At 63.1% G+C, this 23648-nt stretch carries 23 protein-coding genes; 12 read left to right on the forward strand and 11 right to left on the reverse strand.

Features of this window, described 5'->3' with window-relative positions:
• The first annotated feature begins 156 nt into the window (after positions 1-156).
• Entirely contained in the window at positions 157-1695 is a 1539-nt protein-coding gene (locus ACGYLX_RS04235; RefSeq protein WP_394447509.1) for a trimethylamine methyltransferase family protein, read from the forward strand.
• A 35-nt stretch (positions 1696-1730) separates the two neighbouring features.
• On the opposite strand, the gene ACGYLX_RS04240 is transcribed toward ACGYLX_RS04235, so the two are convergent.
• Positions 1731-2027 carry a DUF6477 family protein gene (locus ACGYLX_RS04240; protein ID WP_394447511.1) on the reverse strand — a complete coding sequence of 99 codons (297 nt, stop codon included), beginning with the start codon at positions 2025-2027 and terminating at the stop codon, positions 1731-1733.
• 279 nt (positions 2028-2306) lie between these two features.
• On the opposite strand from ACGYLX_RS04240, the gene ACGYLX_RS04245 reads away from it, so the two are divergent.
• Positions 2307-3395: a DUF6456 domain-containing protein gene (locus tag ACGYLX_RS04245; protein WP_394448085.1), complete on the forward strand. Its 1089-nt coding sequence runs from the start codon at positions 2307-2309 to the stop codon at positions 3393-3395.
• A gap of 56 nt (positions 3396-3451) precedes the next feature.
• Here the strand turns inward: ACGYLX_RS04245 and ACGYLX_RS04250 are convergent, their stop codons facing one another.
• On the reverse strand, positions 3452-4948 hold the full coding sequence (locus ACGYLX_RS04250) for a catalase (RefSeq protein ID WP_168612958.1): 1497 nt from the start codon (positions 4946-4948) through the stop codon (positions 3452-3454).
• A 95-nt stretch (positions 4949-5043) separates the two neighbouring features.
• Here ACGYLX_RS04250 and ACGYLX_RS04255 point away from each other — a divergent pair, with 95 nt between their 5' ends.
• Complete coding sequence (locus tag ACGYLX_RS04255; protein WP_394447513.1) at positions 5044-5961, forward strand: LysR substrate-binding domain-containing protein; 918 nt, start codon at positions 5044-5046, stop codon at positions 5959-5961.
• A 94-nt stretch (positions 5962-6055) separates the two neighbouring features.
• Here the strand turns inward: ACGYLX_RS04255 and ACGYLX_RS04260 are convergent, their stop codons facing one another.
• Positions 6056-6604 (reverse strand): peroxiredoxin, encoded by a 549-nt coding sequence (locus ACGYLX_RS04260; RefSeq protein ID WP_394447515.1) that lies wholly within the window; start codon positions 6602-6604, stop codon positions 6056-6058.
• Between the two features lie 242 nt (positions 6605-6846).
• On the opposite strand from ACGYLX_RS04260, the gene lipA reads away from it, so the two are divergent.
• The gene (lipA, locus tag ACGYLX_RS04265) at positions 6847-7800 is read left to right on the forward strand and encodes a lipoyl synthase (RefSeq protein WP_394447517.1); all 954 of its coding nucleotides are present in this window, start codon (positions 6847-6849) and stop codon (positions 7798-7800) included.
• Positions 7801-7820: 20 nt separating this feature from the next.
• On the opposite strand, the gene ACGYLX_RS04270 is transcribed toward lipA, so the two are convergent.
• The 4 genes from ACGYLX_RS04270 to hpt form a co-directional block, all read right to left on the reverse strand.
• Entirely contained in the window at positions 7821-8708 is an 888-nt protein-coding gene (locus ACGYLX_RS04270; RefSeq protein WP_394447519.1) for a c-type cytochrome, read from the reverse strand.
• Between the two features lie 3 nt (positions 8709-8711).
• Complete coding sequence (locus ACGYLX_RS04275) at positions 8712-9191, reverse strand: c-type cytochrome (RefSeq protein ID WP_394447521.1); 480 nt, start codon at positions 9189-9191, stop codon at positions 8712-8714.
• A gap of 92 nt (positions 9192-9283) precedes the next feature.
• On the reverse strand, positions 9284-9460 hold the full coding sequence (locus ACGYLX_RS04280; protein ID WP_394448108.1) for a hypothetical protein: 177 nt from the start codon (positions 9458-9460) through the stop codon (positions 9284-9286).
• A complete protein-coding gene (gene hpt, locus ACGYLX_RS04285) occupies positions 9457-9993 on the reverse strand; it encodes a hypoxanthine phosphoribosyltransferase (protein WP_067264049.1) in 537 nt (178 codons plus the stop codon). Before hpt ends, ACGYLX_RS04280 begins: the two co-directional genes overlap by 4 nt.
• Positions 9994-10062: 69 nt before the next feature.
• On the opposite strand from hpt, the gene ACGYLX_RS04290 reads away from it, so the two are divergent.
• Positions 10063-10515 (forward strand): type II toxin-antitoxin system RatA family toxin, encoded by a 453-nt coding sequence (locus tag ACGYLX_RS04290; protein ID WP_168613460.1) that lies wholly within the window; start codon positions 10063-10065, stop codon positions 10513-10515.
• Here ACGYLX_RS04290 and ACGYLX_RS04295 read toward each other — a convergent pair.
• From ACGYLX_RS04295 to ACGYLX_RS04305, 3 genes are read right to left on the reverse strand one after another with little or no spacing between them, the layout of a single operon-like run.
• Positions 10512-10985 carry a CinA family protein gene (locus ACGYLX_RS04295; RefSeq protein ID WP_394447523.1) on the reverse strand — a complete coding sequence of 158 codons (474 nt, stop codon included), beginning with the start codon at positions 10983-10985 and terminating at the stop codon, positions 10512-10514. The two genes, ACGYLX_RS04290 and ACGYLX_RS04295, sit on opposite strands and share 4 nt — an antisense overlap.
• A complete protein-coding gene (locus tag ACGYLX_RS04300; protein ID WP_394447525.1) occupies positions 10986-11477 on the reverse strand; it encodes a phosphatidylglycerophosphatase A in 492 nt (163 codons plus the stop codon).
• Complete coding sequence (locus tag ACGYLX_RS04305; protein ID WP_394447527.1) at positions 11474-12604, reverse strand: bifunctional 2-C-methyl-D-erythritol 4-phosphate cytidylyltransferase/2-C-methyl-D-erythritol 2,4-cyclodiphosphate synthase; 1131 nt, start codon at positions 12602-12604, stop codon at positions 11474-11476. The genes ACGYLX_RS04300 and ACGYLX_RS04305 overlap by 4 nt, the downstream gene beginning before the upstream one ends.
• Positions 12605-12788: 184 nt before the next feature.
• Between ACGYLX_RS04305 and dusB the strand changes: the two genes are divergently transcribed.
• From dusB to ACGYLX_RS04330, 5 genes are all read left to right on the forward strand, one after another.
• Positions 12789-13781 (forward strand): tRNA dihydrouridine synthase DusB, encoded by a 993-nt coding sequence (gene dusB, locus ACGYLX_RS04310; protein WP_394447529.1) that lies wholly within the window; start codon positions 12789-12791, stop codon positions 13779-13781.
• Positions 13778-14863, forward strand: coding sequence for a nitrogen regulation protein NR(II) (locus ACGYLX_RS04315; protein WP_271687400.1), 1086 nt, complete (start codon positions 13778-13780; stop codon positions 14861-14863). Before dusB ends, ACGYLX_RS04315 begins: the two co-directional genes overlap by 4 nt.
• A 1-nt stretch (position 14864) precedes the next feature.
• Entirely contained in the window at positions 14865-16244 is a 1380-nt protein-coding gene (locus ACGYLX_RS04320; protein ID WP_394431082.1) for a response regulator, read from the forward strand.
• Between the two features lie 95 nt (positions 16245-16339).
• Entirely contained in the window at positions 16340-18595 is a 2256-nt protein-coding gene (locus tag ACGYLX_RS04325) for an ATP-binding protein (protein ID WP_394447531.1), read from the forward strand.
• On the forward strand, positions 18588-20000 hold the full coding sequence (locus ACGYLX_RS04330) for a sigma-54 dependent transcriptional regulator (RefSeq protein ID WP_209218858.1): 1413 nt from the start codon (positions 18588-18590) through the stop codon (positions 19998-20000). Before ACGYLX_RS04325 ends, ACGYLX_RS04330 begins: the two co-directional genes overlap by 8 nt.
• 43 nt (positions 20001-20043) lie before the next feature.
• Here ACGYLX_RS04330 and ACGYLX_RS04335 read toward each other — a convergent pair whose 3' ends face one another.
• Positions 20044-20538, reverse strand: coding sequence for a hypothetical protein (locus ACGYLX_RS04335; RefSeq protein WP_394447533.1), 495 nt, complete (start codon positions 20536-20538; stop codon positions 20044-20046).
• Positions 20539-20664: 126 nt separating this feature from the next.
• Between ACGYLX_RS04335 and trkA the strand changes: the two genes are divergently transcribed.
• Positions 20665-22041, forward strand: coding sequence for a Trk system potassium transporter TrkA (gene trkA, locus ACGYLX_RS04340; RefSeq protein ID WP_394447535.1), 1377 nt, complete (start codon positions 20665-20667; stop codon positions 22039-22041).
• 16 nt (positions 22042-22057) lie between these two features.
• Positions 22058-23608: a TrkH family potassium uptake protein gene (locus tag ACGYLX_RS04345; protein WP_394447537.1), complete on the forward strand. Its 1551-nt coding sequence runs from the start codon at positions 22058-22060 to the stop codon at positions 23606-23608.
• Positions 23609-23648: the final 40 nt, after the last annotated feature.

Here is a 23648-nt window from a genome sequence, read left to right on the forward strand (position 1 = left end):
GCAGGCCGAAGACCGGTGCCGCCCGCGTTTAATTCGCGCAAGTGGCGCGGGGACGGCACGCGATGTCGCTTTTTGCCGCTAGGGGGCGTTATCCGCGCGAAGCTCCTGCCGGGAATGGGGTAGTGACGGGCCAAGACTTGCGGGAAGGATAGAGCAATGGCGGAATCAGCACGACGGGCACGCGGCGGTGGTGGTGCGGCAAGACGCGCGGCGCGCACAGCCGTCTCTTTCGAGACAGCGCGCTATATCGAACGGAATATCCCGAACTTCGAAGTGCTGACCGAAGAGGCGCTGGAAATCATCGAGCAGAACGCCGATGCGGTGCTGGAAGAGATCGGCGTGAACTTCCCCGACAACCCCGAGGCATTGGCGCTCTGGCGTGAGGCCGGGGCCGATGTTCAGGGAGAGCGGGTGCGTATCCCACGGGGGCTGGCACGCAAGCTCTGTTCCACCGCGCCTTCGACGATCACCCAAGTGGCCCGCAACCGAGATCGGGATGTGGTGATCGGGGGGAGGAACCTTGTCCTTGCCCCCGTCTATGGCCCGCCCTTTGTGCGCGATGCCGCAGGGGGGCGCCGCTATGCCACGATGGCGGATTTCGAGAAGTTCGTGAAGCTGGGCTATATGTCCAAATGGCTGCATCACTCGGGGGGGACGGTATGCGAGCCGACGGATATCCCGGTGAACAAACGCCACCTCGATATGCTGCATGCCCATATGACGCTGAGCGACAAACCCTTCATGGGATCGGTGACCGAACCCAGCCGGGCGCAGGATTCCGTCGACATGTGCGGTATCCTCTTCGGCAAGGACTTTGTGCAAGAAAACACGGTGATGACCTCGCTCATCAATATCAACTCGCCGATGACGTTTGACGATGTGATGATGGGCGCGCTCAAGGTCTATGCCGAGAACAATCAGGCCTGCATCATCTCGCCCTTCATCGTGGGCGGTGCCATGGCCCCGGTGAGTGTGGCGGGCACGCTGACACAGGTCTTGGCTGAGACGCTGGCGGGCATCGCCTATAGCCAGTTGGTCCGTCCCGGGGCGCCGGTGATCATGGGGGCTTTCGTCACCTCCATCGACATGAACTCGGGCGCGCCCACATTCGGCACGCCCGAGGCTGCGCATATCACCTATGGCGCTGGGCAACTGGCGCGCAGGCTCAACCTGCCGTACCGCAGCGCCGGGTCTTTCACCGGCTCGAAACTGCCCGACGCGCAGGCTGCTTACGAGACCTCGAACAGCCTGAACATGGGGCTGCTTTCGGGGGTGAACTTCATGCTGCACGCCTGTGGCTGGCTGGAAGGGGGGCTTGTTTCCTCCTTCGAGAAGTTCGTCATGGATGCGGATCAACTGGGCACGTTGCATCACCTTGCCCGTGGGGTGGAGATCGACGTGAACGCACAGGCCATGGACGCGATCCGCGAAGTGGGGCCGGGGGGGCATTACCTTGGCTGCGCCCATACGCAGAGCAATTTCCGCGATGCCTTTTGGAAGTCGGATCTGTTGGACTACAAACCCTTTGAGACATGGTCGGACGAGGGCGCGCGCGACACGCAGAGCCTTGCCACCGCGCGGGTCGAAAAGATGCTGGCCGACTATCAGCAGCCTGCGCTGGATCCTACCATTCGCGAAGCGCTCGATGCCTTTGTCGCGACCCGTAAGGCGGCGGAACCCGATAGTTTTAGCTAAGGCTTTGCGGCGGGTGCGATCCCCCGCTTTGCAATTCAGGCGCTGGGCATCATCGCGGCCTTCAAGAACCGCGCCTCGCCAACCATGGCGATAAGAACATCTACATGGCGGATCAGGCTATAGCTTGCATCCGCCGTCTTGCGCTGGGCGTCCAACGCGGCCTCGATCTCGATCAGTTTGATCAGCGCGGTGCCGTGGCGTGGCAATATGCCGAAGCCCAGTATCCGTGGCAAATGGGTGCCGCGGCGGTAGTCTTCGGCCCCGATGCGGGCGGCCCGCATCAAGAGGCGCGGGCGGTGAAGTTTTTGCAACATGGTCAGTAGATCTTGCATCACACTCTCCGATTTCTGAGGGGTGAATCACCCCGGATCGGCGAAGTGTCGCACAACCTTTCCGGGTGTTGCGTGTTGCGGGTTCCCGGCGCACGGCGCCTTTCGATGGCGTTTACCTTTTGGAAACAATCATTGCCAAATGCGACGATTTTAACGAACGGGTAACCAAAACATCCATAGGTTGTGAATAACTCTGGGGATAACTCACCCAGCTTGGGGACCCGCCAAAATGGAAGTGGCAGTCAATTGAAGGCGCATTACCAAATTCAACAGTCCGTCCTGCCGGGATGGGTGCCGCACGGAGCCCTGCATTACCTCGCACATACGGAGACCGGCGCCCCGATCCGGGCCTTGGCGCGCCAAGCTGGTGTTCATGCCTCGACCATCATGCGCCAAATCCGCCGTATCGAGACGCGGCGTGACGATCCGCTGGTGGATGCAGCCCTGCGCAGGCTCGGGGCGGTGCGGCGCGCCTTGGATTGTACTGCTGGCCCCCCAGCAGGAAAGACAGCGACAATGATGAAACCCGCCGCCCCCCTTCTTGACGAAGACACTTTCGCCGCCGAGGCGCTGCGCGTCCTGCGGCGCCTGCATGAGGCAGGCGCGATCCTTGCCGTGGCCGAGGGAATGGAAAAGGCCGTCGTCCTGCGCGAGACGGACACCGGCCCCGGCGCACGCACTGCCGTGGTCGACAGCGCCGTGGCGCAGGCGATGGCCCTGAAAGATTGGATCGCGCCGGGCAGCACAGGCCGGGTGACACGCTATCATATCACCAGCGCGGGGCGCGCGGCGCTGCGGCGCATGCTTGAAGAGCAAGGGGCAGCCACAGATGGCTTTGCCGAAGATCAGGCCGCCTTTCTGGGCGGGCCCGACGCGCCCGCCGCAGACTTGGGCGCAGATGCGGATACGGCCCCGCGCCGTGGCCGCTATTGCTTGTCAGAAAGCCCGCTTTCGACCCTCGCAAGGCGGCGCGACAAATCCGGCGCGCTCTTTCTGAACGAGGGGCTGGTCCATGCGGGCGAAAGGCTGCGCGAAGATTTCGAACTGGCGCAGATGGGCGGTGAGGTTACGCAGAATTGGGATCACTTCCTGACCCCGGGCGCCAAACTCACTGGCCGGCGTGACGGGGCCGGCGCCATGGCCGCGGCGGAGGCGCGCAAGAGGGTGGCCGATGCCATGGCCGACCTCGGCCCCGGCCTGTCGGACGTGGTGCTGCGCTGTTGCTGTTATCTGGAAGGGCTAGAGACCACCGAAAAACGGCTCGGTTGGTCAGCGCGTTCGGGCAAGATCGTGCTTCGGATCGCACTCATGCGGCTGAAACGGCATTACGATGAAACCGTGGGGCCGGGTGGCCCAATGATCGGTTAAATGCTGGTCGGGTAAAGAAGGGGCGGCAGGATGATAACCCTGCCGCCCCGATTGTTTTAGTCTGCGACCTTCGTCGGCGTCTCATCCGTGACCGAAATCGCGACTTCGTCTTTCTCGCAAGCGGCACGCACACCGGCGGCATAGTCGGGGTGCACTTTCTCAAGCACCGCATACCAGCGTTCTTTCACCGATTGCGAACAGGGCGCCATGGCACCGGCCATGTTCTCGTGCAGACGGTCACGCTGCGCCTGATCGAACACCTCGGTATAGAGCTTGCGCGGCTGGACGTAATCGGCATCCGCCTCTTCCTGCACATAGCGGTCCGCATCGCCCGAGATGCGCAGCGGTGGTTCTTGCACCGATGGATCGGGACGGGCCGAGCCTTCGTATTGGTTCGGCTCGTAATAGGCATCCGGATGGCCGGTCTGCTGCGGGAAGAACCGCATCGCGCCGTCCTTGTGGTAGTGATGCATCGGCGCGGCCTTGGGCGCGTTCACGGGCAGGGCCTCGTAATGCGTGCCAAGACGGTAGCGGTGCGCATCCGCATAGGAGAACACCCGCGCCTGCAACATCTTATCGGGCGAGAAGCCGATGCCGGGGATTTTGTTCGACGGCGAATAGGCGGCGTTCTCGATGCTCTGGAAGTAGTTGTCAGGGTTGCGGTTGAACTCCAACATGCCGACGGGGATCAGCGGATAGTCCGCATGCGGCCAAACCTTGGTCAGGTCGAAGGGGTTGAAGCCGCAGGTCTCGGCCTCTTCCTCGGGCATGACTTGGATGTTCAGCTCCCATTTCGGGTAGTCGCCGCCTTCGATCGCGTTAAAGAGATCCTCTTGGAAGTTCTCACGGGTGGAGCCGATCAGCTTTTCCGCATCCTCATTGGTGCGGTTGCGGATTTCCTGCTGGCAGCGGAAGTGGAACTTCACCCAATGACGCTCGCCCTTGGCGTTCCACATCGAATAGGTGTGGCTGCCGTAGCCGTGCATATGCATCGGGTTCACCGGAATGCCCCGGTCGGACATCAGGATGGTGACCTGGTGCACACATTCGGGCTGGGCCGCCCAGAAGTCGAACATCGCCTCGGGCGAGCGCAGGTTGGTGCGCGGGTGGCGTTTCTGGGTGCGGATGAAGTCCGGGAATTTATAGGCATCGCGGACAAAGAAGATCGGTGTATTGTTGCCCACAACGTCCCAGTTGCCCTCTTCGGTGTAGAATTTCACCGAAAAGCCGCGCACGTCACGCTCACTGTCGGCGGCGCCAAGCTCGCCCGCCACGGTGGACCAGCGCGAGATGATTTCGCAGGTCTTGCCCACTTCGGAGAAGATCGCAGCACAGCTATACTGGCTGATGTCATGGGTGACGGTGAAGGTGCCCTCGGCACCCCAGCCCTTGGCGTGAACGGCACGCTCAGGAATGCGCTCGCGGTTCTGATGGGCGAGCTTCTCGATCAGTTGGTAGTCGTCCAGCAGCACCGGGCCACGGGCGCCCGCGGTCTTGCTGGTGTCGTTTGTCGGCATCGGTGCGCCGGCGGTGGTGGTGAGACGCTTGCTCATCTTGGGTTCCCCTCGGTTACTGTCTGACAGGAAGATGATCGATTCTGCCCATAATTTCCAATTGCAGTTTTATAAAATTGCGATAGGTAAAAGTTATGAATTTTACCCTGAAACAACTCGAATACTTTCGCGCGCTGGCGACCTTGGGCAACTTCGGGCGGGCGGCGGAGGCGAGCAATATCTCCCAGCCCGCGCTTTCGGTGCAGATCCGCACTTTGGAGGAAACGCTCGGCGGGCGGCTGATCGAGCGGCAGAGCCGCGCTTCGGTGCTCACGCCCTTGGGCCGCGAGGTGCTGACCCGCGCCGAGGATATCCTGCGCCGCGCCAAGCTGTTGGAGGCCACGGCGCGGGAGCAGGTGGGGCTGGCGGGCACGTTGAACCTTGGGCTGATCCCGACCGTGGCGCCCTATCTTTTGCCCGGCGTGTTGGCCGCGTTGCGGGCGCAGGATATCTCGCTTCGGGTCGAGGTGCGCGAGGCGCAGACGGATCAATTGCTGGCCGATCTGCGCGCCGGGGCGCTGGATGCGGCGGTAATGGCGGTGCCCTCGGGCGAAACGGGCCTCGCCGAGGTGCCGCTTTTCGAGGATCGCTTTCTGCTGGCCGGGTCCGCCGACCGGATGGCGGGGGCGGATGTCGCCCGCCCGACCGATCTGGCCCGCACGCCGCTGATGTTGCTGGAGGATGGGCACTGCCTCACCGATCAGGCGCTGGAGGTTTGCCAGCGGGACCGCACGCAGGCGGGCATTCACACCGGGGCGTCCTCCCTCGCCACGCTGTCGCGGCTGGTGGAGGCGGGCTTTGGCATGACCCTGATGCCCGAAATCGCCGCCAAGACCGAGCTTGATGCCGCGCCGGGCCTGCGCCTGCACCGTTTCGGCGCGCCGGAGCCTGCGCGGCAAATCGGGCTGGTCCGCCGGGCTGGCACGCCGGGCAGCGGTTGGGCGGCGCAATTGGCCGATACGCTGAAGGAAGTGGGGGAAGGGCTGACCGGAGAACTGCGCGCGAGATACTAGGCGCGGTGAGGCCTGTCGGGTCAAAGGGCGTGGGTCAAACGGAGCGTGTCAAAGGACCGGGCCAAATGGCCCGATCCGGTCATGCAAAGGGCGCTTAGGCCGCTTCGGTTTGTTTCTGGTTCTCGAGGTATTCCAGCAGGGTCTCAGGGCTGGAAACGCCGTAGGGGTCTTCGTCGTGGTTGTCACGGATGCCGGGCTCTTCGAACCATGCTTCGATCTGACCATCGTTGATGATCGCCGCATAGCGCCAGCTGCGCGGGCCGAAGCCGAGGTTGTCTTTTGCGACCAGCATGCCCATGCGGCGGGTGAATTCGCCCGAACCGTCAGGGATCACGTCGATGTTCTGGACGCCCTGCATCTCTTTCCACTTGTTCATGACAAAGCTGTCGTTGACCGACAGGCAATAGATCGCGTCGATGCCATGCTCTTGGAAAGCGGCGAAGTTATTCTCGAACCCGGGCAGCTGGTAGGTGCTGCAGGTCGGGGTGAAGGCACCGGGGAGGGAGAAGAGCACAACGCGCTTGCCTTTGAAGAAATCATCGCTGGTTTTGTCTTCCCAGCGGAAGGGGTTCGACCCTTCGATGCTATCGTCGCGCACGCGTGTTTTGAAGGTGACGTTGGGGACATTGATACCGGGTTTCATCGCGTCTCTCTTTCTCGGATTGGAATCTTTGTGGCTTGGTAGCTCATATAGGAAGCCTGAGCAACTCTCGCAATGCTGCAACTGCATTGTAGTTTTTCTGTTGCATATCAAAGCTATAATGCGGGCGTGTCGGGCGATGCCGCTGGCGCATGGCTGCCTTGTCGCGGGGGCGTATGCAGTAGGTGGCCATCGGGTCAAGGACTGTGATAAACAGGCCGCGACACAATGATCAGAGGCCCCCGATGCGCGATCTGAAGATACCCGAACAGCGCCACCCCGAGAAGGCGCGCAAGCCTGACAACGCCCAGCCGAAAAAACCGAGCTGGATCAGGGTCAAAGCGCCCGGCGGCAAAGGCTATGCCGAAACCGCGCGGATCATGCGCGACAACAAGCTGACCACGGTCTGCGAAGAGGCGGGCTGCCCCAATGTCGGCGAATGCTGGTCTCAGGGCCACGCCACGATGATGATCATGGGCGAGGTTTGTACCCGGGCCTGTACCTTCTGCAACATCGCCACCGGCAAGCCGCCCGAAGCGCTGGACGTGTTCGAGCCGGGGCGCGTGGCCGATGCGGTCGCCAAACTGGGGCTGAACCATGTGGTCATCACGAGCGTTGACCGCGACGATATCGAAGACGGCGGGGCGGAGCATTTCGCTCAGACGATCCGCGCCGTGCGTCACCGCAGCCCCGACACGACAATCGAAATCCTGACACCGGATTTCATCCGCTGCGGCCCCGAAGCCCTTGAAAAGGTTGTCGAAGCACGGCCTGATGTGTTCAACCACAACCTTGAAACCGTGCCGGGCCTTTACCCCGAGGTACGCCCCGGCGCGCGCTACTTCCACTCCCTCCGCCTGCTTCAGCGGGTAAAGGAGTTGGATCCCTCGATGTTCACCAAATCGGGCATCATGGTAGGTTTGGGCGAAGATCGCCAAGCGGTCATTCAGGTCATGGAAGACATGCGCGCCGCCGACATCGATTTCCTGACCATCGGCCAGTACCTACAGCCGACACCCAAGCACCATGTGCTGGACCGTTTCGTCACCCCCGAAGAGTTCACCTCTTACGAAAAGGCGGCCTACGGTAAGGGCTTTCTCATGGTCTCGGCCACGCCGCTGACGCGGTCGAGCTACCACGCGGGCGACGATTTTGCGCGTCTGCGCGAGGCGCGGAACCGCAAACTGGGGATTGCCTGATCGAAAAGACGCGCCCGGCGTTAACCGCTGGGCAGGGCCTTGAGGTAGGCCGCAATCGCTTCGCGGTCACTCTCGGGGAGCTGCGCGAGGTTGCTGACCACCTCGGCCATCTCTCCGCCCGCGCTGTCGTATTCCGGCGTGAAGCCGGAGGTGAAATAGGCCACGAGATCGGCCTTTGACCAATCAAGCTGATCCGGTGTGATGCCGGGAATGCGCCCCTTGCCCGAAGGGTTCGGCGCGCCGGTCAGCCAAGCGCCCCGGTCAAGCGCGCCCAAGGCATTGCGCGGCGTGTGGCATTCGCCGCAATGGGCAAGACCTTCGACCAGATAACGCCCGCGTTCGACCTCAGCATCAGGCGTGTCGGCCATCACGAAATCATCATGTGAAAACAGCGCCTTCCATGCGCCAAGCCCGCGGCGGATATTGAAGGGGAATCCCACCTCATGCGGCAGGCTCGGCGTATCCGAGGCGGGCAGGGTCTGCATATGGGCGAAGAGGTCCACCACATCCTGCGGGGCGAGGTGTTGGTAGGCCGTGTATGGAAAGGCAGGGTAATAATGCTGCCCCTCGGGCGAGACGCCCCGCGTCACGGCACGGGCGAACTCCGGCAGGGTCCAGTCGCCGATGCCATGATCTGGGTCGGGGGAGATATTGGGCGCGTGGAAGGTGCCGAAATCACTGGCGAAGGGCAGCCCCCCGGCCAGCACCAACTGCTCATCCTCCTCACTTTCGGGCGCGGCGTGGCAGGAAATACAGCCACCGGCGGCAAAGACCAGCGCGCCCGCCTCCGGGTCCGGCGTCAGCCCGGCACCATAGGACGGCTCAAGCGGATCGGGCCGGGTGAGCGCCCAGCCAAGGGCCGCGCCGAGAGCGGCACAGCCCAGCAGTACTGGAATGACCCGTCGCAAGGATCAGTTCTTGGGGCCGCGGTAATCGTCATGGCAAGCGCCGCAAGCCTTGCCGATTGCGCCCATGCCCGCCCTCAGCGCATCCAGATCGGTGCCCGCGGCCTCGATCATATCCGCGCTGGCGGTTTCCAGCGCCATGAGCGCTCCGTTGAACCCTTCGGCATCGCTCCAGATTTCGGCCTTGGCGCGGGAACCTTCGACAGCGCCTTGCTCGGTCCCTTCGAGCCAGAGGGTGCCCGGCGCGAAACCGGCGGCGGCGTTCAGATTGGTCGCGGCGGCGGTGGCCATCTCGGCGTTATACTCTGTCTCGCCCTTGGCCATGCCGCCCAGAATGCCGGTATGATAGGCAATCAGTTGCATCTGCGCATGGCGCGCATTCACCGCCGCACTGGCGGCTTTCTCACTATGGCTGGCGGCGAAGCCTGCGGTGGCAATCAGAGCGGCGCTGATACCAATGGCGGTAATGCTTTTGGTCAAATGCATGGTCATCTCCCTTTTCTTGCCGCAGCGTAACATGGCAGGGGCAGGTCGCAAAAAACAAAAATGTGATCAGCGGGATAAGGCTGCGCGCAGGGTCAGAACCGGCGGGGGTGACGTTCGGCCGTGGCCCAGTCGGGCCAATAGCCCAGCCATTCGACAAGCCCCACGGCCAAGGCCGCAGCGATGATGGCAAAGACCAATATCACCCGTTTGCCCGAAGGTGGATGGCGCGCCCATTGGGACATGCGCAGCAGCCACCGCGGGTCCATCACGTAAAGCGGACTTTCCCGATGAAGGGCAGGTTGCGGTCGCGTTGGGCAAAGTCGATGCCATAGCCCACAACGAATTCATCGGGGATTTCAAAGCCGGTCCAATCCGCCTTCAGGTCGACCTCACGCCGGGTGGGTTTGTCGAGCAGGGCGATGGATTTCAACCGCGCAGGCTCACGCGAGCGCAGCAGGTTGGTGACATGGTGCAGCGTGTGGCCGGTATCGACGATATCTTCAACGACCAACACGTCGCGCCCTTCGATGGCACCGCGCAAGTCTTTGAGAATGCGCACCTCTCGGCTGCTCTCCATGCCGTCACCATAGCTGGAGGCTTCGAGGAAATCGACTTCGATCGGCAGGTCCAACTCGCGCACCAGATCGGCGATAAAGACGAAAGAGCCGCGCAGCAGGCCGACCACGACCAATTTATCGGTGCCGTTGAATTCACCGTGAATCTCACGGCAAAGATCTTCGATCCGCGCCGCGATGGCCTTGGCCGAGATCATTTCGTCGATGACATAAGGCCCGTGTGCCATGGTTTTGCCCTTGAATCTGCGGGGTTGAGACGTGAAATAGGGGGTTAACCCGCAACGCTACGGAACGCAATGCCTACGCACTCAGAGACCCGCCAACTGCCCTATAGCGCGCAACAGATGTATGATCTTGTCGCCGATGTGGGCCGCTACCCTGAATTCCTGCCCTGGACCGCCGCCGCGCGCATCCGCAGCGACGAGGACCGCGGCGATCATCGGGTGATGGACGCCGATCTGGTGATCTCGTTCAAAGTCTTTCGGGAACGGTTTACAAGCCGCGTCGTGCTGTGGCCCGAGGCCAAGAAGATCGATACGGAATACCTCGACGGGCCTTTCAAGTATATGAAATCAAACTGGCATTTCGAGGATAATCTCGAAGGCTGTCAGGTGCATTTCTTCGTCGATTTCGAATTCCGCAACGCCATCCTGCAAAAGGTCATCGGCGTGGTTTTCAATGAGGCCATGCAGCGTATCGTGCGCGCCTTTGAGAACCGCGCGAAAGAGCTTTACGGCCCCAAGGGTTAAAGCGCCGCGTAGCCTCGCAGCAAAAGGCCGAGCGCATGGTCGCGGGCGGCCAAGCGCACGGCATCACGGCCCTGCGCGCCGAACTCCACCGTTTCGGTCTGAACCCCGGCTGCCGTGGCAAGGCCGAAACAGACGCGGCCCTCGGGCTTGTGCTCTGACCCGCCGGGGCCTGCGATGCCGGTGATCGAGACGGCGATCCGCGCCTCGGACCGCGCCAATGCGCCCGCCGCCATTTCTTCGGCGACCTGTTCCGAGACCGCACCCCAATCCGCCAACGTCTCCTCTGACACCCCCAGCATCGCCATCTTCGCCGCATTGGTATAGGTGACGAAACCCCGGTCCAGCAGCGCTGAGGAGCCCGGCAGATCGGTTAGCGCGGCGGCGAGCATGCCGCCGGTGCAGCTTTCCGCACAGGCGACCATCGCGCCGGTTTCGCGGGCCTTTTCCAACAGTTGCGCGGCAAGGCTCATTTACAGCACCCCGTGATAAAGTGCGGCCAGCGCCATGACGCCGAGCGCTGCGAAAACCCCGGCAAAGATATCGTCGAGCATCACCCCCCGAGGCCCGCCCAAACGGTCGGCCCAGCCGATGATCAGCGGTTTGGTGATGTCGAACAGCCGGAACAGCGCGAAGGCGGCGATCCAACCGGGCCACATGGCAAGGATCGGGATTTGCATCGACCATGCGGCATAGGAGAGCGGCAAAAGCGCGATCCACTGGCCGACCAATTCATCGACCACGACCTCTCCGGGGTCATGATCCGGCCCGCCCGCGGTGTAGCGCCCGGTGGCCCACCAGCCCAAGGGAATGGCCACCAGAAGCCCGATCACCAGCAGCGGAAAGCCCCCCAACACATGCAAAAGCCAAGCATAGGGCAAGGCGATGAGCGACCCCCAAGTGCCCGGCGCGGGGCGGATATGGCCAACGCCCAGAAGCGTCGCGATCAGATGTGCTGCGGTCATGATTTCACCAATGTTGCCGTGGCCATACAGGCGATACCTTCGCCCCGCCCGGTAAAGCCGAGGCGCTCGCTCGTGGTGGCTTTGACTGATACGCGGTCGATCTCAATCTCCAGCATCTCGGCCATCGCGGCGCGCATCGGCTCGACATGGGGGCCGATCTTGGGCGTCTCGCAAATGAGCGTGCAATCGACATGGCTGAGGGTGAAGCCCATGTCGCGCGCCAGTTCTGCGGCATGACGCAGGAAGATATCGCTGCGCGCGCCTTTCCACTGCGGATCACTCGGCGGGAAATGCTGACCGATGTCGCCGCGTGCAAGCGCGCCGTAGATGGCGTCGGTCACCGTGTGCAGCGCCACATCGGCGTCGGAATGGCCGACCAGCCCGTTGCTATGTGGAATGTCGATGCCGCAGAGGGTCACGTGATCTCCGGGGCCGAAAGCGTGCACGTCAAATCCATTGCCGGTGCGAATGTCCATGCGGGTCTCCAATATGCGGGCGGCGCGGGCGAAATCCTCGGGCCGGGTGATTTTCAGGTTATCGGCGCTGCCTTGGGTGATGGCAACGGTCAGGCCCGCCGCGCGGGCGACTTCGACGTCATCCGCCGCTTGGCCGTCATAAGCCGCATGCGCCGCACGGATCGCGGCGAGGTCAAAGCCCTGCGGTGTCTGCGCGGCGAAAAGGGCGCTGCGGTCTTGGGTGCCGGTGACGCGGCCTTCGTGCCCCTGCCAAAGCGCGTCACTCACCGGCAGCCCCGGCGCGGCGGCTTGATGTTGGTTAAGCGCGTCGATCACGCCTAAGATGATCTGAGCCGAAACACAGGGCCGCGCGGCGTCATGGATCAGCACCTTCGTCGCCTGCCGGATCGCCGCAAGCCCGCGTTGGACCGAGGCCGCGCGGTCCGCCCCGCCGGTGGTGACGGTGATGCCATCCGCCGTAAATGCCGCCGCCTGATCCATGTCGTCCGCGTTCAGCACTAACACGATCTCGGTGATCTGGGGCAGGGCGCGAAAGGCGGCGATCGTGTGGTCGATCACCCGCGCGCCCGCCAGCGCCTGCCATTGCTTCGGCTGCGGACCGCCGGCGCGGCTGCCGCGTCCTGCGGCAACGATCAGAGCTGCGATACTCATTTGGGCAATCCGGAAAAGCTGGCGAACATGGCCCTGTCTAGGCAATGCGGCGACGGGGTGCAATCTGGGGTGACTGCCTAAAAAATGGGCAGCGCCTTGGCGCATAGCTGCTTTTCAGGGTAGTTTTATTGAGGTCACCCCGTGGCAGAGCTACACAGCAAGGGACCGCACAAGGATTAAGCATGTGACCGCCGACCCCCTGACATTCGACCCGCCGGTATTCCTCGCCCCGATGGCCGGGATCACCGATCTGCCCTATCGCAGCCTCGTGGCGCGATTCGGGGCCGGATTGGTCGTGTCCGAGATGGTCGCCAGCCAAGAATTGCTCAGCCGCCGCCCCGGCACGCGAGAGAAGGCGGAACTGGGGCTGGATGTCATCGGCACCTCGGTTCAGCTTGCGGGGCGTGAGGCCGAACCGATGGCCGAAGCCGCCCGCATGGTCGAGGCGATGGGCGCGCGGATCATCGACATTAATATGGGCTGCCCGGCCAAGAAGGTGACGCAGGGCGCCTCCGGCTCGGCACTGATGAAGACCCCCGATCACGCGCTGCGGCTGATCGAGGCGGTGGTCGGCGCGGTCAAGGTGCCGGTGACGCTGAAAACCCGGCTGGGCTGGGACGACAATATGCTCAACGCCGCCCCGATCGCCAAACGGGCCGAAGAGGTGGGCGTGCAGATGATCACAATCCACGGGCGCACGCGCTGTCAGTTCTACAAGGGCCGCGCCGATTGGGCCGCGATCCGGGCGGTGAAAGAGGCCGTGAATGTTCCCGTCATCGCCAATGGCGACATCATCGACAGTGACACGGCGCGCACGGCGCTGCGGCTGTCGGGGGCGGACGGCGTGATGGTGGGCCGCGGTGCGCAAGGTCGGCCGTGGCTGCTGGCGCAGATCGCCCATGATCTGCACGGACGGCCCAAGCCGATGATCCCGCAAGGTCAGGCGATGGCCGAGATGGTGGCCGAACATTACGACGAGATGCTGCGTTTCTACGGGGCCGAACTGGGTGCCAAGGTCGCGCGGAAACATCTGGGCTGGTACATGGATCACTGCGCCACCCCTGCCGATCTGCGCCGCGCGCTGCTCACGGCGCGCGAGGTGAAAACCACTTTCGATCTCATCGCGGAGGCTATGCAATATGACGCCGCCACCGCCCAACCCCGGGCCGCAGCATGAGAAGCGAGACCCCGGAGCGGCAGGTTTGGACCTCTCTGCCGGTGCCTGCTTTCATCGTCGGTGCCGATGATCAGGTCGTCGATCTGAACCCCTCTGCCGAAGGTTTCCTCAATGCCTCCGCCCGGGCCACGATCGGGCAGTCGATCTGGCAGTTGATCGCGGTGGATCACCCGCTTGAGGCCGCATTCGCCCGTGCGCGGCTGCAAGGCACGCCGCTTTTCGTCAATGACGTTGATGTGGGCGCGATGCAGCGCGCGCCCTTGCAATGCGGCTTGCAGATCGCCCCGCTGGTGGGCGGCGCAGGCGAGATGGTCTTGATGATCACGCCGCGCGAATTGGCCGGGCGCATCACCCAAGATCACAGCGTGAAATCCGCCGCCAAATCCGCCATCGGCATGGCCGAGATGCTGGCCCATGAGATCAAGAACCCGCTGGCCGGGATCACCGGCGCGGCGCAGCTCTTGTCGATGAACCTTTCCAAGAATGATCTGGAACTGACCGATTTGATCGTCGCCGAAAGCCGCCGCATCGTGAAACTGCTAGAGCAGGTCGAACAATTCGGCAATCTGACGGCGCCTGAGCGCAAGCCCGTGAACCTGCATGACGTGTTGGACCGCGCCCGCCGGTCGGCTCTGCTGGGCTTCGGCTCGCACATGAAAATCACCGAGGATTATGACCCCTCGCTGCCGCCCGCGCTTGGCGACAAGGACCAGCTTTTGCAGGTCTTGCTCAACCTCATTCGCAACGCGGCTGAGGCGGCGGGCGAGGCGGGAGGCACCATCCGGCTGCGCAGTTTCTATGAACATGGCTTCCAACTGCGCCGCGCCGATGGGGATGGCCAGCCGCTGCCCCTCCAGATCGAAGTGATCGACGATGGCCCCGGCCTGCCGGATCATATCCGCGCCGATGTTTTCGATCCCTTCGTCTCGGGCCGGGAGAATGGCACCGGGCTGGGCCTCGCCTTGGTGAGCAAGATCATCTCAGACCACGGAGGCTGGATTTCTGTCAGTTCCGCCCCCGGTCGAACCGCATTCCGCATTTCGCTGCCGCGCGCAGGCGCCGCTGCCCTTAAGGAGAATTGACATGGATGGCACCATCCTCGTCGCCGATGACGACCGCACGATCCGCACCGTTCTGACCCAAGCGCTAACCCGCGCGGGTTGCAAGGTTCATGCCACATCCAGCCTGACCACCCTGATGCGATGGGTGAGCGAGGGCAAGGGCGACGCGGTGATATCCGACGTGGTCATGCCCGATGGTAACGGTCTGGAAATGCTGCCGAAAATTGCGCAGGACCGTCCCGGCCTGCCGGTGATCGTGATCTCGGCGCAGAACACGATCATGACGGCGATCAAGGCGGCAGAGGCCGAAGCCTTTGACTATCTGCCCAAACCCTTCGACCTGCCGGATCTGATGAAGCGCACCGCCCGCGCCTTGGAGCAGCGCACGACGCTCAGCCGCAAGGCCGCTGCCGACGACGGTGCCGAGATCGACGCCGAGCGTGACGATCTGCCGATGATTGGCCGCACCCCGGTGATGCAAGCGCTCTACCGCACCGTGGCGCGGGTGATGAACACCGACCTGCCGGTGCTGATCTGGGGCGAGAGCGGTTCGGGCAAGTCACTGATCGCGCGGGCGATACACGACTTCTCTGATCGCCGCAGCCTGCCGTTCGTGACCGTGACGGATGCCGATCTTGCGGATATCGAAGGCCCCTCGCGGGTGCTGGCGCGGGTCGGCGGCGGCACCCTGATGATCGACGAGATCGCGGATTTCCCGCAAGATATCCAAGCCCGTCTGGTGCGGATGATGGACGCGCCGGGCGATGACGCGCCGCGCTTCATGGCCACCAGCCAAAGCGATCTGGATGCCGCGATGCAAGAGGGCAAGCTGCGCCGCGATCTCTATTACCGTCTGTCTGGGGCGACCCTCGAAGTGCCCGCCCTGCGGGATCGGGTCGAAGACATCCCGCTTCTGGCGGACCATTTTCTGGCCCGCGCCAATCCCGGCCCTGCCTCGCCGCGCAAGCTGTCGGACAAGGCCGCGCAGATTCTGTTGAAATTCCCATGGCCCGGCAATGTGCGCCAGTTGGAACATGCGATGCGGCAACTCGCGCTGGCCAGTCAAGCGGCTGAGATCACGGCCAGCGAGGCCGAGCAACTGCTGGGCGCGCAAAGCGGTCCGGCACCGATGCAGACCGAGGCCGATACCGAACGGCTGGGTGCCTCGGTCGAGCGTCATTTGCAGCGTTATTTCGACCTGCACGGCTCCATGCTGCCGCCTCCGGGGCTTTACGCGCGGATCCTGCGCGAGGTTGAACTGCCGATGATCGAAATCGCCCTTGCGGCGACGGCGGGGAATCAGGCGAAATGCGCCGCTTTGCTGGGAATTAACCGAAATACTTTGCGCAAGAAGATCACCGACCTCGATATTGAGGTGACACGGGGCCGGAAGATGATGTAAAAGAGCCACATAACAGTGGCCATCGGGGAACTCCCCCGTTCAGGACCACATAATATGGCGGTTGATGCAGCGATGCATCACAACATCGGTGAGGTATGCGGGTGGCAACCCGGTCACGCAGGTTCAAGCTCGAGCGGTTGGGGCGTCTCAGGCGGGTCAAACGGCTGCGCAATTGGTCCACCTTCGGGCTGGTGGTGCTGGGGCCGGTTCTGGCGCTGGCAACCTATCTGGCGCTTGGGCCGCTAGGGCAGGGGGCCGATACGCTCAACCTGCGGCTCATTCTTTTGACCGATCTGGTTTATGTGCTGCTGGTGGCGGCGCTGGTGCTGATCCAAGTCGGGCGGCTGATCTCGGCGCGGCGCGCCAAATCGGCGGGGTCGCGGTTGCACCTGCGGTTGACGGGGGTCTTTGCGCTGATGGCGCTGATCCCGACTGTCACGGTGGCGATTTTCGCGGGGCTCACGGTGAATGTCGGGCTTGAAGGCTGGTTTTCTGATCGGGTCAGCGGCGTGGTCGGCTCGTCTCTGGCAGCGGCAGAGGCTTACGAGGCCGAGCAGCGCGAGGCGCTGATCTTGGACGCGCAGACCCTTGCCCGTAGCATCGACAGCGCCCGGGCACAGGGCATCAATCTGAGCGACAGTGAGCTTTTGGGCGAAGGCCAGCGGCAAATCCAGCGCGGCTTGCGCGAGGCTTTCTTGATCGACAGCACCGCGCAGATCCGCGCGCGGGGGGATCGGTCCTATCTCTTTGATTTCGAAGCGCCCACCGAGGCACAGCTTGAAACCGCCAGTGACGAGGGGCTTCTCGTCATCGAAGACTGGCCCAACAACGAATTCCGCGCGCTGGTGCCGATGGACGCCTATGTCGATCGTTTCCTCTATGTCTCCCGCGCGGTGGATGGTGAGATTCTGGCGCTGCTGGATGAAACCAAGGAAACGGTGCGCCTCTACCAACAGCTTGAATCCGAACGCGGGCGGCTGCTGTTTGAATTCGCCCTTGTTTATCTGGGCTTTGCGGTAATCCTCATTTTGGCCGCCGTTTGGCTGGGCCTGTGGTTCGCCGAGCGGCTTTCCGGCCCGGTTGGGCGGCTCACGGGGGCCGCGCAGCAGGTGGGCGCGGGCGATTTGAACGTGCAGGTCCGCGAGGAAGAGGGCGATGACGAGATCGCCATGCTGGGCCGTTACTTCAACCAGATGACCCGGCAGTTGAAGGGCCAGCGGGAGACGCTGTTGGAGAATACCGACCAGATCGAACGCCGCCGCCGCCTGTTCGATTCCGTGCTAAGCTCGGTGACCTCGGGCGTGGTGGGGCTCGACCCCGAGGGGCGCGTGACCTTCGTGAACCGCTCGGCCATGCGGCTGCTGGATTGGTCCGAAGATCAGCAAAGCCTGCCCCTGACACTTGCGGTGCCGGAGTTCGGGCCGCTGTTCGAGACGGTCAAGGCCGCCTCGGATGAGGCGGCGCAGGCCGAGGTTAAGGTCTCGCGCCAAGGGGCGATGGAGAACCTCTTGGTCCGCATGGCGACCCGCCGGTCCAAGGATGGCGATCTTGAGGGCTATGTGGTGGCCTTCGACGATGTGACCGATCTGGTCTCGGCGCAGCGCATGGCCGCATGGGGTGACGTCGCACGCCGCATCGCGCATGAGATTAAGAACCCGCTGACGCCCATCCAGCTGAGTGCCGAGCGCATTCGCCGCAAGTTCGGCCCCAAGATGGCAGAGGGCGATGATGAGGCGCTGGAACAGATGACCGGCGTGATCATCCGCCAGACGGGTGACCTGCGGCGCATCGTCGACGAATTCTCGAAATTCGCGCGGATGCCGGAGCCGGAAACCAGCCGTCAGGACATCCGGCAGTTGCTGCGCGACGCGGTGCTGCTTCAGCAAAGCCGGCAGGAAGAGGTGGCGATCAAGCTTGACCTGCCCACGCAGCCGGTCATGGCCAATATCGACGGCACGATGATTTCGCAGGCGCTGACCAATCTGATCAAGAACGCAGGCGAAGCCATTGAAAGCCTGAAGAAAGAGGGTGCGCCCGAAGGGCACGAGCCGCAGATCCGCGTGACGCTCACGCCCGAGAACCGGCTTTTGCGGCTGACCATTGCCGACAATGGCATCGGTCTGCCCGAAGACCGCGCCCGGCTGTTCGAGCCCTATGTGACCACGCGCAGCGAAGGCACGGGGCTGGGCCTGCCGATCGTCAAAAAGATTATCGAGGAACACGGCGGCAGCCTGACGCTCGAAACCGCGCCCGCATTTGACGGGCAAGACCATCACGGTGCCATGGCAGTCATTTCGCTGCCCTTGGCCATCGACGCAACGACAGACCAAGGGGATAAGGCAGATGAGTGACATTCTGATTGTAGACGACGAACGCGACATCCGTGAGCTGATCTCGGACATCCTTGAGGATGAGGGTTTCGCCACGCGCTTGGCCAGCAATTCGGATGAGACGATGGCCGAGATCAACACCGAGGCACCGGCGCTGATCATCCTCGATATCTGGTTGAAAGACAGCCGCATGGACGGGATCGACATCCTCAAGACGGTCAAGCGCGACAACCCGGATGTGCCGGTGGTGATCATCTCGGGCCATGGCAATATCGAGATTGCCGTGGCGGCGATCAAACAGGGCGCTTACGATTTTATTGAAAAGCCGTTCAACATCGACCAGTTGCTAGTGGTGATCCGCCGCGCGATGGAAACCTCGCGTCTGCGCCGTGAGAACCAGAACCTCAAGCGCCGCGATGTGGCGACCTCCGAGATGATCGGCACCTCCGCGCCTTATCGCGCTCTGCTGGGGCAGCTTGACAAGGTGACCAAATCCAATGGCCGGGTGATGCTGACCGGCCCCGCAGGGTCGGGTAAAGAAGTGGCCGCGCGCTATATTCATGCCCATTCGGCCCGCGCCTCGGCGCCCTTCGTCACCGTCAACTGCGCCGGGGTGGCCCCGGACCGGATGGAAGAGGTGCTTTTTGGCCGCGAGACGCCGGACCGCGGGGTTGAGCCGGGGCTGTTGGAGCAGGCCCATGGCGGGGTGATCTATTTCGATGAGGTCGCCGACATGCCGCTTGGCACCCAGTCCAAGATCCTGCGGGTCTTGGTCGATCAACAATTCACCCGCGTTGGCGGGACGGATAAGGTCCGGGTCGATCTGCGGGTGATCTCTTCGACGAACCGCGATCTGGATCAGGCGATCAAGGCCGATACTTTCCGGCAGGAACTCTATCACCGTCTCAACGTCGTGCCGATCGCCGTGCCCTCGCTTGAAGAACGCCGCGAGGATATCCCGCTGCTGGCCGAACATTTCATCGCCGAATTCAACGCCTCGCAAGGTTTGCCGCAGCGTGCGTTGACCGAAGACGCCGTGGCGCTGATGCAGACGATGGTCTGGCCCGGCAACGTGCGCCAGCTGAAGAACCTTGTCGAACGGGTGTTGATCCTTGGCGATGGCACTGGCCCGATCGAAGCGCGGGAACTGCCGGGCGAAGAAGAGAATGGCAGCGATGAGGGGCGTGTGGTGCTTTCAGGCGCCTTGGCGACGCTGCCGCTGCGCGAAGCGCGCGAGGCGTTTGAGCGGGAATATCTGCTGACCCAGATCAACCGTTTCGGCGGCAACATCAGCCGCACCGCGAATTTTGTGGGGATGGAGCGCAGCGCCCTGCACCGCAAGCTAAAATCGCTCGGCGTCGTGACCTCAGCCAAAGCGGGTGTGCGCGTGGCCCATGTTGACGAGGAAGTCGAAGCGGCGGGCTAAGCCCCGCCGGTCGCGCGCGGGGGCTGCCCCGCGCGCGCTTGCGTCACCCTTGGGTGACGATCTGGAATGACCCATCGCTGTTGCGGATCACGCAGGATTTGGGGTTGAGCGCGGGCAGCGTGGTCGTCGCGCGTGTCGGTGCGGCGCGGGCCACATTGCGGGGGCAGGCGGGGATCGACACGGGCGCGAAACCTTTGTCGGCCATACATTGCACCTCGACCCGGTTGCGCAGGTCTTCGTTCGGGTCAAAGGTCACCAATTCCCCCGGTACATAAAAACCGCCCCGTGTGGTGCAATTGTTGTCGGCATCGCAGTGGCGCCGCGCGGGCACATAGCGTGGCGGTTCGCGGCGGATTTGCGTCGAGATCGGCACGTCGCGCAGGGCCTGAACCTCGCAAGCGGTGGTGGCGCGATTGACCTGCGCGACACTCGCGCCCGGTTTGTAATAGGTGTTGAGCGGCGCACAGGCCGCCGCGGCCAAGCCGACAAAGGTCAGAGCGACAGCGGCGCGGGAGGGGCGGGCAGATATCGGTTTCATGACCCCATGATGCCGCCGTTGCGGGGTAAAGACAATTGATTTGACCCTTGCCAACCCATCTGTCATGCCCTCTAACCGACCCAAGACAACCCTCACACGATCTTTGCTCAGGGTAAGGAAGCCTTCATGAAAATCATCATTTGCGGCGCAGGGCAGGTGGGTTGGCAGATTGCCCGCCACCTCAGCGGAGAGCGCAACGATGTGACCGTGGTCGACAGCAATGCCGAATTGATCCGCCGCGCCACCGATACGCTGGATGTGCAGGGCATCGCCGGTTTCGCGAGCTACCCTGACGTGCTGGACCGTGCAGGCGCGCGCGACGCCGAGATGATCATCGCGGCGACCCATTCGGACGAGGTCAATATGGTGACCTGTCAGGTCGCGCATTCGGTCTTTGGCATCAATCGCAAAATCGCGCGGCTGCGCAGCCAGTCCTATCTTGATGCGATTTACTCCGACCTTTACCGCCGCGATCACATGCCGATCGACGTGGTGATTTCCCCCGAGAAGGAGGTCGCGACCGCCGCGCTCCAACGGCTCAGCGCGCCCGCCGCTTTCGATACCGAGATCTTCATGGAGGGGCAGGCGCAGCTCTTGGGCATTTCGATCGACAGCGATTGCCCGGTGGTGAACACGCCGTTGCGGCAGCTCACCGATCTTTTCTCGACCCTCCGTGCAGTCGTCGTGGGCGTGCGCCGCGATGGCACGCTATTCGCGCCCGAGGCGAAGGACCAGCTTTTTGTCGGCGATGACTGCTATGTCTTCTCGCATCACGACGACATCGACCGCACGATGGAGATTTTCGGCAAGCAGACCACCAAACAAGAGCGTGTCGTCTTGGTCGGCGGCGGCAATGTCGGTCTGACCGTGGCGCAGCATCTGGAAAGCGGGCCTCTCCGCGTGCGCACCAAGATGATTGAGAAGAACCGAAAATGCGCCGAGCGTGCCGCCGAAGGGTTGGAGCGGACTATCGTGCTCAATGGCGACGGGCTGGATGCGGCGCTGCTGGCCGAGGCGGGCATCAGCCGCGCCGATGCGATGCTGGCGGTGACCGACGACGATAAGACCAACATGCTGTCATGCGTCCGCGCCAAGGCCGAGGGCTGCCCCTATGTGATCGCGCTGATCAACGACCCGACGCTGGTGCCGCTGATGACCCACCTTGGAATCGACGCCTATATCAACCCGCGCGCCACGACCGTGAGTTCGATCCTGCGTCACATCCGCCATGGCCGGGTGCGGGCGGTCTATTCCATCGGTGACGCCGAGGCCGAGGTGATCGAGGCCGAAGTGCTGTCGACCTCCCCCCTCGCGGGCAAGAAAGTGTCGGAAATTGACTTCCCCGAGGGCGTGTTGATCGGCATGCTGCGCAAGGAAGGCAAGGTCATTCGCCCCTTGGGCAGCACGCGGATCGACGAAGGCGATGTGGTCGCGCTCTTCGCTTTGGCCGAGGATGTGCCGCGGGTCGAACAGCTTTTGCAGGTCTCGATCGACTTTTTCTAAGCGCAGGAGCGCCTTTGTGACGCAACCGAACCGCATAGGCCCGACCGGCATCCGCCGGGAGATCGTGCAGCTGCCGCTGTTCTTGCAATTGTTCGGCGTCTCGGCCCTGTCGATGATCTTGCCGTCGATCCACGGGCTGGTGATGAACGACCATCTGGCCAGCCGCGCCTTTCTTTATGCGGGGCTTTTGGGGCTTGTGGCCTTCACGCTGATCGCCATCGCCCATGCCGGGCGCAAACCTTTGGACGGGGCGCTTGGGCCGCTTTTGTCGCTGCTCTCGGCCTTTGTGTTGCTGCCGGTCTTCTTTGCGGTGCCTTTTCTTGAGGCGCTGCCGACGACGCGTTTCGTGAATGTCTATTTCGAGATGGTCAGCGCCCTGACCACCACCGGGGCCACCATGTTCAACCCCGAACGGTTGAGCGACACGCTGCATCTGTGGCGCGCGCAGGTCGGCTGGATGGGCGGGCTGCTCATGTGGGTCACGGCCTCGGCCATTCTGGCTCCGCTGCATTTGGGGGGCTTTGAGGTTACGGCGCAGGCCGAACCGGGGCGGCCTGATGACCGGATCAACACGCGGATGGGCCGGATCACCCCGCGCCAACGGCTGCTGCGCACCACCCAAGCGCTGCTGCCGATCTACTTCGGGCTGACACTTCTGCTGTGGCTCTTGCTGGTCATCGGGGGAGAGACGGCCCTCGTGGCGCTTTGCCATGCCATGTCGGTCATGGCGACGTCGGGCATTTCGCCCATTGGCGGCGTGGCTGAGGCGCAGGTCGGCGTGACGGGCGAGGCGGTGATGATGCTCTTCATGCTTTTCGCCCTGTCGCGGCTGACCTTTTCCAAAGATACCGTCACCGCCACCCAAGGCGGGCTGATGACCGACCCTGAGTTTCGCATCGGTCTTTTGGTGGTGATCGGCGTGCCGCTGCTGCTGTTCGCGCGCCATTGGATCGGCGCTTTTGAGGTTGAGGTTGAGGTCGACGGCACCCGCGCCTTGCACGCGCTTTGGGGCGGGCTGTTCACGGTGCTCTCCTTCCTGTCGACCACCGGTTTCGTCTCTGAGCATTGGGCCGATGCGCAGAATTGGTCGGGGCTGCGCACGCCGGGGCTGGTGCTCATGGGGCTTGCGCTGATCGGCGGCGGTGTGGCCACCACGGCGGGCGGGGTGAAGCTGCTGCGGGTCTTCGCGCTTTACCAAAACGGCGTGCGCGAGATGGACCGGCTGGTCTATCCCAACTCCGTCAGCGGGGCGGGGGCGGCCGGGCGGCGTTTGCAAAGCAACGGGGCTTTCATCGCTTGGATTTTCTTCATGCTCTTCGCCATGTCACTGGCCGGGGTGACCCTGCTGCTGACCCTGACCGGCGCGTCATTCGATGCGGCGGTGGTCATGTCGGTGGCCACGCTTTCCACCACCGGGCCGCTGATCGAACATGCCGTCGACAAGCCCATTCACCTGATCGAGCTGGGATTGGCGGCCAAAGTTATCCTGAGCGGCGCGATGGTGCTGGGGCGGCTCGAAACCTTGGCGATTATTGCGCTGATGACTCCGAATTTGTGGCGCGCTTGACACGTTTGGCAACCGATCCGCCCTAGTCCTCTGATATTGG

This window comes from Sulfitobacter sp. 1A13496 (assembly GCF_043557225.1).
Lineage (GTDB): Bacteria > Pseudomonadota > Alphaproteobacteria > Rhodobacterales > Rhodobacteraceae > Sulfitobacter > Sulfitobacter faviae.

What these genes read in the sequence shown, in the direction of transcription:
- ACGYLX_RS04295 (WP_394447523.1), bottom strand. Translation starts at nt 10,985, where the DNA reads ATGAGCCTTGCCGCGCAACTGTTGGAAAAGGCCCGCGAAACCGGCGCG.
- ACGYLX_RS04325 (WP_394447531.1), top strand. Translation starts at nt 16,340, where the DNA reads ATGCGGGTGGCAACCCGGTCACGCAGGTTCAAGCTCGAGCGGTTGGGG.
- ACGYLX_RS04250 (WP_168612958.1), bottom strand. Translation starts at nt 4,948, where the DNA reads ATGAGCAAGCGTCTCACCACCACCGCCGGCGCACCGATGCCGACAAAC.
- ACGYLX_RS04275 (WP_394447521.1), bottom strand. Translation starts at nt 9,191, where the DNA reads ATGCATTTGACCAAAAGCATTACCGCCATTGGTATCAGCGCCGCTCTG.
- ACGYLX_RS04315 (WP_271687400.1), top strand. Translation starts at nt 13,778, where the DNA reads ATGAGAAGCGAGACCCCGGAGCGGCAGGTTTGGACCTCTCTGCCGGTG.
- hpt (WP_067264049.1), bottom strand. Translation starts at nt 9,993, where the DNA reads ATGGCACACGGGCCTTATGTCATCGACGAAATGATCTCGGCCAAGGCC.
- ACGYLX_RS04300 (WP_394447525.1), bottom strand. Translation starts at nt 11,477, where the DNA reads ATGACCGCAGCACATCTGATCGCGACGCTTCTGGGCGTTGGCCATATC.
- ACGYLX_RS04255 (WP_394447513.1), top strand. Translation starts at nt 5,044, where the DNA reads ATGAATTTTACCCTGAAACAACTCGAATACTTTCGCGCGCTGGCGACC.
- ACGYLX_RS04320 (WP_394431082.1), top strand. Translation starts at nt 14,865, where the DNA reads ATGGATGGCACCATCCTCGTCGCCGATGACGACCGCACGATCCGCACC.
- ACGYLX_RS04335 (WP_394447533.1), bottom strand. Translation starts at nt 20,538, where the DNA reads ATGAAACCGATATCTGCCCGCCCCTCCCGCGCCGCTGTCGCTCTGACC.
- ACGYLX_RS04260 (WP_394447515.1), bottom strand. Translation starts at nt 6,604, where the DNA reads ATGAAACCCGGTATCAATGTCCCCAACGTCACCTTCAAAACACGCGTG.
- ACGYLX_RS04305 (WP_394447527.1), bottom strand. Translation starts at nt 12,604, where the DNA reads ATGAGTATCGCAGCTCTGATCGTTGCCGCAGGACGCGGCAGCCGCGCC.
- ACGYLX_RS04290 (WP_168613460.1), top strand. Translation starts at nt 10,063, where the DNA reads ATGCCTACGCACTCAGAGACCCGCCAACTGCCCTATAGCGCGCAACAG.
- ACGYLX_RS04330 (WP_209218858.1), top strand. Translation starts at nt 18,588, where the DNA reads ATGAGTGACATTCTGATTGTAGACGACGAACGCGACATCCGTGAGCTG.
- lipA (WP_394447517.1), top strand. Translation starts at nt 6,847, where the DNA reads ATGCGCGATCTGAAGATACCCGAACAGCGCCACCCCGAGAAGGCGCGC.
- trkA (WP_394447535.1), top strand. Translation starts at nt 20,665, where the DNA reads ATGAAAATCATCATTTGCGGCGCAGGGCAGGTGGGTTGGCAGATTGCC.
- ACGYLX_RS04235 (WP_394447509.1), top strand. Translation starts at nt 157, where the DNA reads ATGGCGGAATCAGCACGACGGGCACGCGGCGGTGGTGGTGCGGCAAGA.
- ACGYLX_RS04240 (WP_394447511.1), bottom strand. Translation starts at nt 2,027, where the DNA reads ATGCAAGATCTACTGACCATGTTGCAAAAACTTCACCGCCCGCGCCTC.